The organism is Marinobacter sp. BW6, assembly GCF_008107725.1.
Taxonomy (GTDB): domain Bacteria; phylum Pseudomonadota; class Gammaproteobacteria; order Pseudomonadales; family Oleiphilaceae; genus Marinobacter.
Genome location: NZ_VIRN01000068.1, coordinates 338,064 through 353,199 on the forward strand (window position 1 = coordinate 338,064; position 15,136 = coordinate 353,199).

A 15,136-nucleotide genomic window follows, 5' to 3' on the forward strand; every position below is an offset into this window, starting at 1 on the left:
TAATACTTGTGGTGCCAATGGCCATGGCCGAAGAGCGACCCCGGATTGGTCTGGTCCTCAGTGGCGGGGGCGCAAAGGGTATGGCCCATGTCGGCGTCCTGAGGGTGCTGGAAGAGATGCGGATTCCGGTTGATCTGGTGGTGGGTACCAGTGCGGGCTCTGCAGTTGGTGCACTTTATGCCAGTGGCATGCCGGTCAAGGATATTGAGCAGCGCTTTATTCGCATGGACTGGTTGTCCAGCTTTCGTGACGATCCCGGTCGGGTCTACAAACCTGTGCGCCGAAAACAGGATGACTGGCGTTTTCCTGTGGTTCCCGGGATCGGGGTGCGAGGCGACGGGCTGCATGTTGGCGGCGGGCTCATCGCTGGCCAGAATCTGGGATTCATCCTGAATGAGCTGACCCATAACGCTGCCCTGGTAGAAGACTTTGACCGTCTTCCGATTCCATTCCGGGCCGTTGCCACGGATCTGGAGACCGGTGAGCAGGTGGTGATCGGTGACGGCAACCTGTCCGAGGCTATTCGGGCCAGCATGAGCATTCCCGGCGTGTACGCGCCGGTGGAACGCGATGGCCAGTTACTGGTGGATGGTGGCGTCGCCAATAACCTGCCAATCAGCGTTGCCCGGGAATTGGGCGCCGACGTTATCATCGCCATAGATATTACCGACAGCCTGATGCAGACCGACGAACTGCGAGGTGCGTTTTCGGTGGTCGGTCAGCTCACAACCATCATGACCCGAAGAAACACCGATCAACAACTGGGTCTGCTCGCAGAGAGCGATGTCCTGATACGCCCGGATCTGGAAGGCTACACCTCCGCCGATTTCTATGATGCTCCGGTACTGTTCGAGCTGGGCGCCAGCACGGCCAGGGAGCATGGCGTCGAACTGCGTCCACTCTCGGTGTCCCGGGAGGCGTGGGCGGCCTGGCGGGACCGTGTGGCGGCCCGGGATGCGGGCGCAAACATCATTTCACGTATCGAGGTAGACGACAGTCGTCGGCTGGCCCGCGACTTCCTCAAAGAGCGAATCCGACAGAGAACCGGCGAACCTCTGAATACCGAGCAGCTGGAGGCCGATCTTAAACGAATTTATGGCCTCGGCTACTACGAAATTGTGTCGTATTCGACGGCGTCGTCGCCCGAAGGTACGGTCCTGACCATCCGCGTCCAGGAGAAAAGCTGGGGGCCTAACTACCTGTCTTTCGGGCTCAATTATGAGGACAACTTCGACGGGGAGACCCGTTTCAATCTGGCGTCAGCTCTTCGCATGACCGAGTTAAACGAGCTTGGTGGGGAATGGCAGACCGGTGTTCAGCTTGGCACCGAACCCTGGCTGCGCAGCCAGTGGTATCAGCCTCTGGATTACGGTTATGAGCGATTCCTGGTGCTGGGTGGCGAATATTCTCGGGATACCTTCAGCCAGTTTGATGCCTCGGGCACGCGTATTGCGGAGGTGGACGTGACCTTCCGGAAAGCGGATCTGGCAGTGGGTATGGAAATTGGCGGCAATGCCGAGATCCGCCTGATCTATGCCAGGGGCTATGCCACAGTGGATGAGCAGATTGGCCAGCCGGTGGCCTCTGAGGATTCTGTTCATCAGGGCGGCATAGCCCTCCAACTGGTTCATGACTCGCTGGATGATACCTTTTTCCCCCGCGCGGGTGGTTTTGCCGGCATCCGGGGACGCTTCGAGCGTGAGGGGTTGGGGTCAGACCGGGAGTTTGATTCGGTAACCGGCCTGGCGCTGGGTACTGAGAGCTGGAAAGGTCTGACGTTGACCGGGCTAGTGTATGCCCATGCCGTAACGAAGGGCGCGCCAGGTATTGAAAATGCGGTCCGCCTGGGCGGTTTTCGTCGGTTGTCGGCTTACGCCCCGGGTGAAATTACCGGAGACAACGCCTTGATGGTCTCAGCCTACGCCAGCCAAAGCTTTGGTGGACCACTGCTGCCCTGGTTTGTGGGCGCCGGGTTCGAAGCAGGCAATGCCTGGCCCTCTCTGGATGCGGCGAGCTGGGACAGCTCGGTGAAATCCTCCAGTGTGTTCGCCGGTGTGGATACCTTCCTGGGGCCGGTACAGCTGGCGATGGCCTACAATAACGAGGACAACTGGACCGCCTATCTGAATATTGGTTTCTCGTTTACGCAGCTCTTCTACTGACAGAGATCACGCGCTTTTGCTGCCAGTCTTTTCTATGGCATTCAGAACCTGCTGACACTGTTGCAGGGCATAGCGATGGAGAATGCCGGTCAGCCTATCCTCATCCCGGTCCTTGATCGCACTGATAGACTCCTGCATGTGGGCCAGGTTGTCCTCGATCACCTGATTTCCTCCCTGTTGGAAGGCGACAAAGGCACAGCGCTTGGCTGAAGGCCAGAGGTCCTCGATGGCCGAGACAATGAAATAGTTATCAGCGTAGGCCAGTGACGCCTTGGTGTACTCAATGCCCAGTTCCAGGAAAGCCAGCAGGTCATTTTTCTCGTAGCAGGCCTGCATCTGTTCGTACAGGGTTTCCAGTCGCGTCATATCGTCCGGCTGCCAGTTGCGCACCAGCTTGCGCCCGGTGTGGGTCAGGTACAGTTCGAGGGTTTCGTAGAGGCTGCGCACGAAATACTCGTCCAGCGGCGTTACAAACGCGCCCTTGCGGGGCACGTTGCGGACCAGATGCCGCTTCTCCAGCAGCAACAGCCCTTCGCGGATGGAGCCGTGGCTGACGTCCATCTGCTTCGCCATGGCTCCCTCGTAAATCCGTTCTCCGGAGCGAAGCTGGCCAAAGGCAATCAGGTTCTCGATGTGGCGGGCGACCTGTTCGGTCAGTGTTTCTCTGGGTTTGAAGGCATTCATGTTGATCTGTCGCTAATGCATACTGGCTGAATCGTGTAGGCATAGTCGCACATCGGCTATAACGGAGCCAGTCGCCGGGACGTTCAAAGCAGGGGAGCCAACAGGCGTACCGCACGACAACCCAGGCGGAACAGGATGGAGCGGTCCTGGTAATCGCTTTCGGTCATCAAACGGGAACTGTCCAGATCCTGTTCCAGCATGGATTCGACGCTGCGGATAAAGTGCGGCGCCGTGGTGATGGCGGTGATCTCGAAATTCAGTCGCATGGAGCGGTTGTCCATGTTGGCGGTCCCTACCGCCGCGTACCGGTTATCCACCAGGATCACTTTCTGGTGCATGAAACCCGGTTGGTAACGGTAGATGCCGATTCCGGTCTTGCAGGCCTGCACCAGGTAGGAATAGGCGGCCAATCCGATCAGACGGCTGTCTGACTTTTCCGGAATCAGGATTCTCACGTCCACGCCTCGCAGCGCCGCCAGCTGCAGCGCATTCATGATCTGGAAGTCTGGCACAAAGTAGGGCGAGGCGAGCCAGAGCCGGTTCCGGGCGTTATTGATGCAGTTCAGGAAAAACAGGGTGCAGGTTTCCCAGGTGTCGGCTGGCCCCGTCGGCAGCATCAGTACCTCGTCTTTCCCCGGCTGATTGTTTTGCGGCTCCCAGTCGAGGCTGGGAAAATCATTGCTGGCCCAGTTCCAGTCCTCCAGCCAGGCCAGCTGCAGACCGGTCACTGCTGGCCCTTCAATCCGGCAGTGGGTGTCGCGCCAGGGTTCCTGGTCCATGGCGGTACCCAGATATTCGTCCCCCAGATTGATGCCGCCCACAAAGCCGACTTTACCGTCGCAGACCAACAGCTTCCGGTGGTTTCGGAAATTGATCTGGAACCGCCGCCTGCGGATGTTGCCGTCTCCGAACGAAGCAACCCGGGCGCCAGCTGCGGCAAGCTGCTTCAGGTAGTTCCGTGGCAACCAGACGCTGCCGATGTCGTCATAGAGGAACCAGACTTCCACGCCCTGGGCCAGTTTGCGCTCAAGAATCGACTTGATCCGGCGGCCAACCCGGTCTGAACGCACAATGTAGAATTCCAGCAGGATATAGTGCTCCGCGTCTTCCATGGCTTCAAACAGGGCCTCGAAAGTGGCCTCGCCGTCCCGCAACAGCGTGCATCGGTTGCGGTCGGTAAACGGTTGGCGCCCCAGTCGGCACAGCACCTGGAGCTCGTCCGTGAAGCGGTCGCTGGTGGGGATCGGTATGGAGGTGGTCTGCTGTTCGAACCTATTCAGCAAATTGGTCAGGGACTCGTCTCCCAGGCGCCGGGCTTTTACATAACCACCGAAACGATAACGCCCGAACAGGACGAACATGGGGACCGCGATATAGGGCAGCGCGATCAGGCCTATAACCCAGGCGATGGCGCCCTGGGTGGTACGGTAAGTCAGCAGAATGCGGTAGACACAGGCGAATGCGCCCAGGTAAATGGCCCCCACCGCAATCGCAACCAGAGACAGGTCGTCCATCATCGCTCTCCGTCGCCGCTGGCCGACTTCTGGTTGCCTGACCCCGGCGTCGCCGGATGCCGCGCGCGATACTCGGCCGGCGAGGTTCCAGTCCAGCGTTTGAACGCGCGGCTGAAGGCACTGAGCTCAGAAAAACCCAGCAGGAAGGCAATCTCGCCAAGAGCGTACTGATCCCCGGCTACATATCTCAATGCCTTGTCCTGACGGACCTGCTCCACCAACCCGTGAAAGCTCAGGCCCTCCTTTTTGAGCTTCCGATACAGGGTCTGGCGGCTCATATGGCACTGACGGGCCAGGCTGTCAGCGTCAATCCTTTCGGTTGCCATTTGCTTTGAAATCAGCCGGCGAATCTTACGGCCGAAGGAACGACGGGTCTGCAGTCTTGCCAGTAGTGAGTTGACCTGTTTCAGCACCGCTGAGTAAACATAAGGGTTGCGCCGGGGAATCGGGTGCCCGAGATGCCGGCTATTGAACGCCAGCCTGGTAATACCGCAGTCAAACCGGACTGGGCCACCGAAGAGCTTTTCATACTCGTGCGCGTAGACCGGAGCGGGGTGGGCAATCTCCACCCATTCGGCCCGAATGTCGGGATGGATGAAGTGCCGGGTACGTGTGATAGCCGCAGTCAGGGTCCGGTCCATATCCTGCCGGCAGTAGTGTTCGGCCGTATCCGGCTGCCAGCAAAGGATGGCCTGGTCGGCGGTCTGCTCGAAGCTCAGGAATACCGACTCATTAATCAGCCGGTGCAGGCGCACATACTGGGTGACGGCCTCACCGAGCGTGTCGCAGTTGAAAAACACATGCCCGACCAGCCCCATTCGTTCCGGGTCCACGACCTGTCCGGCATGTAGCCCGACTCCCGGATCGCCAGTGACCAGCTCGGCGTGCTCCCAGAGCCGGTAATGGACATCAGCCGGAACGCGCCTGTCCGGGTCGGTGAGTTCCGATATCGTCAGCCCGGTCAGTTGTTCAACGCGCGGTGCATTGAGCACGCCCTGGCGCTCAAGGTAATGAACCAGTGCCAGCGTGCTGGAGGCAGCGACCAGGGGAGCGCTGATTGGGTCTGGTTGGGCTGATGTCACGTTATACGGCCTGATAGTTAACGACCTGTCATGATGACTGATACAAAATGTCAAGTGTATGCAACCGCCTGTCAACGGTTACCCATGGCTTTAACGATAGCATCAGGGTATCAGGTTGAAGCAATGGAAAGGCAATCAGGAGGTGTTTTATGGAACAGGAAATTTTCGTACCCCATACCGAGCTTGAGCGCAAAAACGTGATTGAGCTCGCCGAGTACCTGAACAGCATCTTCTATTGCTGATTTCTCAGGCGTAACGTCTATGACCTTCATGCCGGGCTCTGCCCGGCTTTTTTTCGTCTCTGGAAAATGACTGCCAATACCGGCGCTTGCTCGCCAGACTGGCAGTGGTAATGTATCCGCTTTGAGAACACAGACCAATCCGGAGACTGATTGCCCATGACTGTTGCGCTGAATCACCGCATTACCGGCGATGGCCCGCCTCTGATCCTGTTACACGGACTGTTCGGATCCCTGGACAATCTGGGTGGCATCGCTCGCCGTCTTGAAGATCAGTGGCAGATCCATGCGCTGGACGAGCGTAACCACGGTAGCTCCCCCCATACCGACACCATGGATTATCCGGCCATGGCGCGGGATGTGGTTGCCTATATGGATACACAGGGCCTGGACAAGGTCAGTCTGCTGGGCCACTCCATGGGCGGCAAGGTGGCAATGCAGGTCGCTCTGCTGGCGCCGGAACGTGTGGAAAAACTGATCGTGGCCGACATTGCGCCGGTCAACTATAAGCCCCGGCACGATGCCATTCTGGATGGGTTGACCGGCATGGATCTGACCGGTGTGCGCTCCCGCCAGGATGCAGACAGGCTGATGGCGGATTTTGTTGAAGAATCGGGTGTGCGGCAGTTTCTTTTGAAGAACCTGGAGCGGATTCCCCGGGAAGAGCAGCAGGAGGGTGGGCCACTGTTTCGCTGGCGTCTGAATCTGCCGGTTATCGAGGCCTGTTATGGGAGTCTGGCAAAGGCACCGGAAGGCGAGGACCCGTTTGATGGCCCAGTGCTGTTTCTCAAGGGTGCGGATTCGGCCTACATCCAGGAGAAACACCGGGAGGACATCCAGCGACTGTTCCCCCAGGCGCAGTTGCGGATCATTCAGGGCACTGGCCACTGGTTGCATGCGGAAAAGGCCGATTCCTTTGCAGCCCTTTGTCGTCGTTTCCTCGGTAACGACTGATTGGTCAGGTTCAGACCCCGGGCATTTTCCTGCCGATGGGCCCGTCTGATATGGTAAGCCAATCGCAAGATATCGAACGGACAAACGTACGGGCGGGCTGAGTGTATGAAATGGATGGTGGGGTTGCTGGCTGTTTTCCTGCTACTTGGCAGCTTCCTGCTGACTCCTTCGCCTGTTGACAGCAAAGCCTGGAACCCACCCTCTCCACCGCCGCTGACAGGGCAGGTGGCCCCGAACGAGCGGCTTAGACTTGCAGATCTGATCGCCAGGGGCCAGGTGTATGGCCCCGAGGACACCGCAATAAGTCAGGAGGGTGTGCTCTACACCGGAACCCAGGACGGTTACATCGTGCGGGTGTTTCCGGATGGCCGGGTCGAAAACTGGCTGTCCACCGATGGCCGGCCCCTGGGCATGGTATTTGACAGTCAGGGCAACCTGATTGTGGCGGACTCCTGGAAAGGCCTGCTCTCCATAAGCCCCGATGGCGAGATTACTGTGCTGGCTCGGGAGGCCGAAGGTACCCTGTTCCGGTTCACCGATGATGTCGACATTGCCGATGACGGGCGGATTTATTTCACCGACGCCAGTTCCAAGTTCCACCAGCCGGAATACATGCTGGATCTTCTGGAAATGCGTCCCCACGGCCGTTTGCTTCGCTACTCCCCGAAAACCGGTAAGGCCGAAGTCCTGTTGGGCAACCTGCACTTTGCCAATGGTGTGGCGGTATCTCCGGAAGGTGACTACGTCCTGGTTAACGAAACCTGGAAATACCGCATCCTCAGATACTGGATTCACGGACCCAGAGCCGGGCAGGCCGAGGTATTCGCCGACAATCTTCCCGGTTTTCCCGATAACCTCGCTGTCGATGACCAGGGGCGCTACTGGGTGGCGTTTCCTACCCTTAGAGATTCGAGGATGGACGCCATGCACCCCTGGCCCTGGCTCAAGGATCTGGTGGCCAAACTCCCGAACAGCCTGAAACCTGCGCCACAAGAATATGGCCTTGTGATCGCCTTTGACCGGGATGGCGAGGTTATTACCAGCCTCCACGACACCCGGGGTACCCATTTGCAAGAAATCACCTCGGTGAATCCTCACGATGGCAACCTGTACTTTGGTTCACTTCACAATGATCGTATTGGTCGGCTACCGTTGCAGGCCATTCCGGGTCTGGGAGAAAGCAACTGATGCAGCATCAAGACATTGCCTGGGATCTGCAGGCGCCCTTTACCATTGATATTACGGTGCGGGACGAAGATACCGACCGGCTGGGGCACGCCAACAACGTTGTCTACGTTCGCTGGCTGGAAGACGTGAGCTGGGCCCACATAGAGAATCTGGGTATGACCTGGTCGCTGCATGAGAAAACCGGGAAGGCAATGGCCATTACCCGCACGGAGATTGATTACCTGGCCTCGGCGAACACCGGCGATCACCTGGTGCTGGGAACCTGGCTGACCGACTACGACGGGCGTTTCCGGTCTGCCCGACAGTTCCAGCTGGTGCGCCCGTCGGATGGCAAAACCCTGGTCAGGGCAGTCTCCACCCACGCCTGTGTTGATATGAAAAGCCAGCGGCCCGCCCGTGCGCCGAAAGAGTTTGCCGAAATTCTCGGTTCCGCCGTTGTGGCTGGAGGCAAGGGGCTCTAGGTCCCCCGAGTTCTTTTGTGCTTTACTTCAGCTAGTCTTGTTCAAAGCCAATCCCGTTTAACCTGTTGTCCGGAGATCTTCATGGAAACGACTGCCGATCAGAACACCGAATCCAAGATGCACCATGTGATCTACGATCGCTTTGGTGAGCGTGATGTCCTGCAGGTGGTCCAGGCAGACGTGCCAGAGCCCGGAGACGATCAGGTGCTGGTCCGGGTGCACGGGGCCGGTCTCAACCCCATTGATTGGAAAACCCGGAAGGGCCTCGGCTTCGCGGCCCGCCAGATCGAGAATTCGTTGCCCTGGACGCCAGGTTACGATGTTGCCGGTGAGGTTGTTGAGGTTGGTGCCAACGTGACCACGTTAGCGCCGGGCGACCGGGTCATGGGCATGGTCGGATTTCCGGCTGGCGGTGGTGGTTATGCGCAATACGCCCTGGCGATGGCTGATGAGCTGGCGATCGTGCCTGAAGAGCTGGACCTGGTATCTGCTGGGGCCTTGCCCCTGGCGGCGCTGACCGCCTGGCAGGCTCTGTTTGAAATGGCGAAACTGGAGTCCGGACAGAAGATCCTGATTCATGCCGGCGCTGGTGGTGTCGGGCACTTTGCGGTTCAGTTTGCACTGGAGCGCGGTGCCCATGTTATTGCCACGGCCTCGGCTGGTAACCGGGATTTTCTGGCGGAACTCGGGGTTCACGAAGTGATTGACTACCGCACCACCGATATCGGCGAAGAATGCTATGGCCTGGACGTGGTGCTGGACCTGGTCGGTGGCGATACTGGCAAGCGCTCGCTGCACACCCTTGGCGAGCAGGGTGTCCTTGTCACCATCCCCACGGTTACCGCCGATGAAATCATCAGCGCGGCCGAGGAGATGGGGTTACGGGCCCACGGCATGACCGTGCGTCCCGACGTGTTTCACCTGGATGAGATCGCCGAGCTGATTGAGGACGGCGACGTCAAGGTGCACATCGAAAAGGCCTTTCCGCTGGCGGATGTCGCGCAGGCCCACGAACAGCTTGAGGGCGGACATGTGCGCGGCAAGCTGGTACTAGATTGTCGATGAAGGGTTTTCGTCGGCTGGCGTATCCTGGCTGGCCGCTGGTTCTCCCTCCTCTTTCTCCTTGCGTTCCTTCCTGGCCTGGGGTGGCACCAGGCTGATCAGGATCCAGTCGTCTTCCGGTTTCAGGTCTTTCAGGCTGCAAACCGGAGCGACATGCTCCTTGCTGTCGAACGTGAACAGCACCAGGGCTTGATTCTGGTATTTGTTCAGGAACTCCTCGTAACCGAATTCCTCGCTCAGCTGAGTGGTCTTCACCGTGTAGCCCTGGCTGACCAGGCTGGCCAGTTTGGCGTAGCTGACGCCGTCGAACAGGCCCCGGGTCATCTGTATTTTTTCGGCAGTCTGGTGTCGGGCCTTCTGGTCCTGATCACCCTCGGCCAGGCTGAACACGCACTTGTCTCCGAACCAGTCCAGGAAGTGGTACGTGGCCAGGGAGTTCATGTGCTTGTATGGGGAAATGACCAGCAACTTGCCGATGCCTGTCAGGTCGAGATGCGTGGACGCATGCTCTGACACCGGGTTGCCGAAATAGACCTGCAGGTTATCCATGCGTGCCTGGCGGACGTTTTCCCAGTTGGTATCGGTTAGGGTCACCGGCACCTCATACTTCTTCAGGGCTTTGCCGATCATCCGTGCCACCGGGTTGGCGCCCAGAATCAGGAAGCCGTATTCCGCCGGTTCCGCGACTTTCAGCAGGCGGGCGACCGGCCGGGCGGTCAGACTTTGTAGGGTAACCGTGGCGATAATCAGCATAAACACCAGGGGTACCAGGGCTCCGGCACTTTCATAACCCAGTTTCTGAAGCTGGAAGGCAAAGAGCGCTGATACCGCCGCGGCGACAATGCCCCTGGGGGCAATCCAGCTCAGAAAGAGCTTTTCGCGCCAGTTCAGGTTGGTGCCGATGGCGGACAAGAAAATGCTTAGCGGACGGGCAACCAGCATCAACAACGCCAGCACCGCCACCAGGCCCCAACCCAATTCGGCGATTGCAGCGAACTCAACCCTTGCCGCCAGGATGATGAACAGGGCGGAAATCAATAGAACACTCAGGGATTCCTTGAACTCCAGTATGCTCTCGATGGGCACCTGCTTCATGTTGGCCATCCAGATCCCCATGACGGTCACGGTCAGCAGGCCAGACTCATGAGCCAGCTCATTGGAGATGGCGTACACGCCGAGCATGAAGGTGAGGGTGCCGGCGTTATGCAGGTATTGGGGAATCCAGTGCTTGCGCAACACGATGCCATTGAGATACCCGGCTACGGCGCCGATCACAAAACCCACGGCAAGAGTCTTGCCGAAGATATACAGGGAATGACCAAACACGTTGCCCTGGCCCCAGGAGACGATCCCCTCGAACACCAGAACCGCCAGCAGTGCCCCGACCGGGTCAATGATGATGCCTTCCCAGCGCAGGATGTTCGCCAGTTTCGAGTCCGGTCGCACGGAGCGCAGCAGCGGCGCGATCACCGTCGGGCCGGTGACTATGGATATAGCGCCGAACAGAAGAGCGACGGCCCAGGAAACGTCCAGAAGCCAGCGGGCTGCGAGGGTACCGATGATGCAGGTGACAATGGAGCCCACAGGAATGAGGTTGCGGACCATCTTGCCGTGGCCGCGGATTTCCTTGTAGCGCAGCGTCAGGCTGCCCTCGAAGAGGATAATGGCAACGGCCAGGGAAATGACTGGAAACAGCAGGTCACCGAACACCACTTCCGGGACGAGGAAGCCCAGGACTGGCCCGGCCGCAATACCGCCGGCGAGCAGGAACAGGATCGCGGGCATGCGCACACGCCAGGCCAGCCACTGACAGAACAGGGATAGAACGCCGATGCTGGCAAGAAGCAGGACAGTACTGACAGGCATAATGTTTCAGGTCCGTTGATCTATTGGTTGGCGCGCCGGGCAATCCGGTTTAGAAGTCGGGAGGCTGCAAAAAGACCAAAACTGGCTGTAACCGGACTGGCGGCGCCAAAGCCGGAGGCGCAATCCAGTCGCACCGGGCCATCGGTGGCCGGTTTTTGCCGGCAGACTTCCCCGTCTCCGGCAGGATACGTCAGCTGCTCGAGGGAGTATACGGCCTCAATACCAAAGCGACGCTTCGGGTTCCGGGAAAATCCATATTCCCGGCGCAACAGGTTGCGTACCTTGGCCAACAGGGGGTCCTGGGTCGTTTTGGAAAGGTCGGCCACCTGAATCTGGGTGGGGTCGATCTGTCCACCAGCGCCGCCGGCGCAGACCAGCGGAGTTTTCCGGCGCTGGCAATGGGCAATCAGGGCCGCTTTTGACTTGACGCTGTCGATGGCGTCGATCACTCCGGTCATGTCTTCGGTAATCAGCTCACTGACGTTCTTGGTGGTCAGGAAGCCGAAGTGAATCCGAATGTCAGCTTCCGGGTTGATTGCCCTTAGTCGGTCCGCCATGGCGTCGGTTTTTGTGCGCCCGTACTGGCCTTCAAGGGCGTGGAGCTGGCGGTTGGTGTTGGACACACAGACATCGTCCATGTCGATCAGGGTAATAGTGCCAACGCCACTTCTGGCGAGGGCTTCAGCAGCCCAGGATCCGACGCCGCCAAGCCCGACCACGGCGATGTTGGCGTGACGAAAGGCTTCCAGGGCCCGACGTCCGTAGAGTCGTTCGATGCCGCCAAAGCGGAAAGCGTAATCGTCGGCGTTCATGGGGTCCCCGTGCTGGTCACTTCAGAAGTCAGGCAGAATCAAAGAGCGCAATTGTAACCCAGTGACTGCATAGACAAAAAAATGGCCATAAAAAAAGCCACGCAGAGCGTGGCTTTCAAAGTGCCCAGTCCGACGGGGAGCTGGGCTGGACTAGTTCAGAGACACTAATCAACGTGATCATTATCAATTTCCAGACCGTCACCCTGAAGGTCACAAGCTGTCATTGTTCGGTCATTTCCGGCCAGAACCGCCAGGCGCTGGCCGGATTCCGGATCACGCGGCCCAGTGGTCGTCTGAGAACGCCATCAGGCTGTCCTTGCCGCTCTGAATGTCGCCCAGCAGCCAGTCGACTTCCGGCAGCAGCTTTTCAAAGAAGAAGCGTGCAGAGACAACTTTGCTCTCCAGCAAGGGCTTGTTGCCTTCGCCGGCGGCAAGCTGCTCGTTGGCAACATTGGCCATGCGGGACCAGAGGTAGCCGATCACCGTCAGTGCCATCAGGCGCAGATACGGCGTAGCGGCAGCGCCCGCCTGCTCAGGATCTTTCGGTGCATTGGTGGCCAGCCACATGGTGGCGGTTTCCAGCGCCTTCATGGCGTTCTTGAGTTCCTCCCGGTGCGGCGCCTCCGGATTGTCTTTGAGGTATCCGCTCAGGGTTCCGAACAGGGTGCGCACCAGCTGGCCGCCTTTAAGGCTCAGTTTGCGGCCCACCAGGTCCATGGCCTGAATGCCGTTGGTACCCTCGTAGATCCGGGCAATCCGGCCGTCCCGAACCAGCTGCTCCAGCGGCCAGTCGGTGGTGAAGCCAGAGCCACCCAGTACCTGCAGCCCGGTGTTGGCGTTGTTGAAGCCTTCGTCCGTCAGGAACGACTTCACCACCGGGGTAAGCAGTTGAACCAGATCGTCCGCGGATTCCCGAACGGTCTCGTCCGGGTGGGCGACAGAGAGATCCAATTGGTGGCCGGCAAACAGCGCCATGGCCCGCATGCCCTCGTTCAGGACCTTCTGGCGCATCAGCATCCGGCGCACATCCGGGTGTACGATGATGGGGTCAGCGGGACCATCGGGGTTTTTCGGGCCGCTCAGTGAACGGCTCTGCAAGCGCTCACGGGCAAAGCCGAGACTTTCCTGGTAGGCCATTTCCGCCAGGCCGAGACCCTGCATGCCAACCATCAGGCGGGCCTCATTCATCATGGTGAACATTGCCCGCATGCCATCATTTGGCTCGCCGACAAGCCAGCCTTTGGCGCCCTCGAAGTTCATGACGCAGGTGGCAGAGCCCTTGATACCCATCTTGTGCTCAAGACCGCCACAGAAGGCAGGGTTGCGCTCACCGGACTCCGGCAGGAACTTGGGAACCACGAACAACGAAATGCCTTTGGTGGTATCCGGCGCGCCAGGCAGCTTGGCCAGGACGAGGTGCACGATGTTGTCCACCAGGTCGTGTTCGCCACCGGTAATCCAGATCTTGGTGCCCTCGATCGCGTAGCTGCCGTCATCGTTCGGAGTGGCGCGGGTGCGAATCAGGCCCAGGTCAGTGCCGCACTGGGGTTCGGTCAGGCACATGGTGCCGGTCCACTCGCCGGAGATCAGCTTTTCCAGATAGATCTTTTTCAGTTCGTCGGAGCCGTGGGCATGCAGGGCGCTGATGGCCCCGTGGGTCAGACCGGGGTACATGCCCAGCGACAGGTTGGTGGAGCAGACCATTTCATCCACCACGAATTTCAGGGTGTGGGGCAGGCCCTGGCCGCCGTATTCCAGTGGTGCGTCCAGCGCGGTCCAGCCGCCCTCAATAAACTTCTTGTAGGCATCCTTGAAGCAGTCAGGTGTTTTTACCGAACGGGTTTCAGGGTCGTAGGTGCAGCCTTCACGGTCGCCCGCCTGGTTGGTGGGCTGGATGACTTCGGCTGCCAGCTTGCCGGCTTCGTCAATAACCGCAGAAATAAGATCCGGGGTGGCATCGGCGTATTTTTCCAACTCATGCAGCCGGTCTGCGCCCAATACATCAAACAACAGAAAGCGAAGGTCATTCGCCGGAGCCTGGTATTGCATGGATACTCTCCTACGTGCGCTGATTAAACTGAGCACTGCCTCGGATAGCAGAAGCCCAAGAAGAAATGTGAACACTGGTTTCATACGCCTGTTTAAATGCGTTGGTTCACCGTTCCTGGCAGTCCGTACGATAGATTTTTCGTATGTCCTCCAGAACCAAGGAGGTCTTCATGAAACGAGTGGTGATAGCCGGGGTTTCCGGCGCAATCGGTGGCGCCCTGGCGACCCGGTTGATTGAACGGGACTCCCAGACCAGTGTGATCGGGTTGTGTCGCGATCCGGAGAAAGCCCCGGAGGGATTGAGGTCCCATGAGCGAAGTGCTGTGCTGCCATGGGATGCGGAGGACAGCGGCTCACCAGCAACAGTTGCGGAGGCACTGGGATCGCTGCTGGCCAGAGAGGAGGGCATCGATGGCTTCATCTATGCCGCCGGCTTGCTCCATGGTCCGGACTTGTTCCCCGAGAAGCGCGTCGAGGATCTGAACGCGGGGAGTATGGCGCGGGCGTTTGCAGTGAATGCAACCGGGTTCGGAGTGCTGACGCAGGCCTTGTTGCCGTGGCTTCGGCATCGGGAATTCAAACGGGTGGTGGCCATTTCCGCAAAAGTCGGCTCGATTACCGATAACGGGTTTGGCGGTTGGTACGCCTACCGAAGTTCCAAGGCGGCGCTGAATATGTTGGTGCGCAACCTCTCCATCGAGTTGCCCCGCCGATGCAAACCGATCGCTTGCGTGTCCCTGCATCCAGGTACCACCGAATCGGCGTTGAGTGAGCCATTCAGTCAATCCCTGGCGAAACTGAAAGTGCATACTGCTGAGGAAACGGCAGCGAACCTGTTGGAAGTGTTCGAAGGTCTTGTGGAGGAGGACAACGGCCGGTTTCTGAGCTGGGATGGCTCGGAGTTGCCCTGGTAAAGGCCATATCGTCGTAGGTGTATGTCTAGTCCTGAAATAGGTTTACACCTACTTCTATCGAAACGCCCGGTGCACCGCATCGGGCGTTTTGTATTTGAGGGCCAGATGTGGCCGTCTTGTGTTATAGGTCTGCACGGACTGATCAACCA

The 15,136-nt window shown here is 58.9% G+C and carries 13 protein-coding genes; 6 read left to right on the top strand and 7 right to left on the bottom strand.

Going from position 1 to position 15,136, the window contains the following annotated elements; all coding sequences use genetic code 11:
• Positions 1 to 23: 23 nt before the first annotated feature.
• Positions 24 to 2,162 (top strand): patatin-like phospholipase family protein, encoded by a 2,139-nt coding sequence (locus FMN52_RS18430; RefSeq protein ID WP_240339532.1) that lies wholly within the window; start codon positions 24 to 26, stop codon positions 2,160 to 2,162.
• A 6-nt stretch (positions 2,163 to 2,168) separates the two neighbouring features.
• Here FMN52_RS18430 and FMN52_RS18435 read toward each other — a convergent pair whose 3' ends face one another.
• The 3 genes from FMN52_RS18435 to FMN52_RS18445 all read right to left on the bottom strand — a co-directional run bounded on the left by FMN52_RS18435 (position 2,169) and on the right by FMN52_RS18445 (position 5,442).
• Complete coding sequence (locus FMN52_RS18435; RefSeq protein WP_148610071.1) at positions 2,169 to 2,846, bottom strand: GntR family transcriptional regulator; 678 nt, start codon at positions 2,844 to 2,846, stop codon at positions 2,169 to 2,171.
• A gap of 83 nt (positions 2,847 to 2,929) precedes the next feature.
• Positions 2,930 to 4,360 carry a cardiolipin synthase gene (gene cls / locus FMN52_RS18440; RefSeq protein WP_148610072.1) on the bottom strand — a complete coding sequence of 477 codons (1,431 nt, stop codon included), beginning with the start codon at positions 4,358 to 4,360 and terminating at the stop codon, positions 2,930 to 2,932.
• The gene (locus FMN52_RS18445; RefSeq protein ID WP_148610073.1) at positions 4,360 to 5,442 is read right to left on the bottom strand and encodes an AraC family transcriptional regulator; all 1,083 of its coding nucleotides are present in this window, start codon (positions 5,440 to 5,442) and stop codon (positions 4,360 to 4,362) included. Before FMN52_RS18445 ends, cls begins: the two co-directional genes overlap by 1 nt.
• Before the next feature lie 398 nt (positions 5,443 to 5,840).
• Here FMN52_RS18445 and FMN52_RS18450 point away from each other — a divergent pair, with 398 nt between their 5' ends.
• The 4 genes from FMN52_RS18450 to FMN52_RS18465 all read left to right on the top strand — a co-directional run bounded on the left by FMN52_RS18450 (position 5,841) and on the right by FMN52_RS18465 (position 9,349).
• On the top strand, positions 5,841 to 6,635 hold the full coding sequence (locus tag FMN52_RS18450) for an alpha/beta fold hydrolase (RefSeq protein ID WP_148610074.1): 795 nt from the start codon (positions 5,841 to 5,843) through the stop codon (positions 6,633 to 6,635).
• 105 nt (positions 6,636 to 6,740) lie between these two features.
• Positions 6,741 to 7,823: an SMP-30/gluconolactonase/LRE family protein gene (locus FMN52_RS18455; RefSeq protein ID WP_148610075.1), complete on the top strand. Its 1,083-nt coding sequence runs from the start codon at positions 6,741 to 6,743 to the stop codon at positions 7,821 to 7,823.
• A complete protein-coding gene (locus FMN52_RS18460) occupies positions 7,823 to 8,284 on the top strand; it encodes a thioesterase family protein (RefSeq protein ID WP_148610076.1) in 462 nt (153 codons plus the stop codon). Before FMN52_RS18455 ends, FMN52_RS18460 begins: the two co-directional genes overlap by 1 nt.
• Before the next feature lie 81 nt (positions 8,285 to 8,365).
• Positions 8,366 to 9,349, top strand: coding sequence for an NADP-dependent oxidoreductase (locus FMN52_RS18465; protein ID WP_148610077.1), 984 nt, complete (start codon positions 8,366 to 8,368; stop codon positions 9,347 to 9,349).
• Here the strand turns inward: FMN52_RS18465 and FMN52_RS18470 are convergent.
• From FMN52_RS18470 to FMN52_RS18480, 3 genes are all read right to left on the bottom strand, one after another.
• Complete coding sequence (locus tag FMN52_RS18470) at positions 9,335 to 11,212, bottom strand: sodium:proton antiporter (RefSeq protein ID WP_148610078.1); 1,878 nt, start codon at positions 11,210 to 11,212, stop codon at positions 9,335 to 9,337. The two genes, FMN52_RS18465 and FMN52_RS18470, sit on opposite strands and share 15 nt — an antisense overlap.
• Positions 11,213 to 11,232: 20 nt before the next feature.
• On the bottom strand, positions 11,233 to 12,024 hold the full coding sequence (tcdA, locus tag FMN52_RS18475) for a tRNA cyclic N6-threonylcarbamoyladenosine(37) synthase TcdA (protein ID WP_148610079.1): 792 nt from the start codon (positions 12,022 to 12,024) through the stop codon (positions 11,233 to 11,235).
• Between the two features lie 273 nt (positions 12,025 to 12,297).
• On the bottom strand, positions 12,298 to 14,073 hold the full coding sequence (locus tag FMN52_RS18480; protein ID WP_148610080.1) for an acyl-CoA dehydrogenase C-terminal domain-containing protein: 1,776 nt from the start codon (positions 14,071 to 14,073) through the stop codon (positions 12,298 to 12,300).
• A 170-nt stretch (positions 14,074 to 14,243) separates the two neighbouring features.
• On the opposite strand from FMN52_RS18480, the gene FMN52_RS18485 reads away from it, so the two are divergent.
• A complete protein-coding gene (locus tag FMN52_RS18485; protein WP_148610081.1) occupies positions 14,244 to 14,987 on the top strand; it encodes an SDR family oxidoreductase in 744 nt (247 codons plus the stop codon).
• A gap of 54 nt (positions 14,988 to 15,041) precedes the next feature.
• Here FMN52_RS18485 and FMN52_RS18490 read toward each other — a convergent pair.
• A partial coding sequence (locus tag FMN52_RS18490) for an integrase core domain-containing protein (protein WP_148606714.1) occupies positions 15,042 to 15,136 on the bottom strand: 95 nt, incomplete at its 5' end.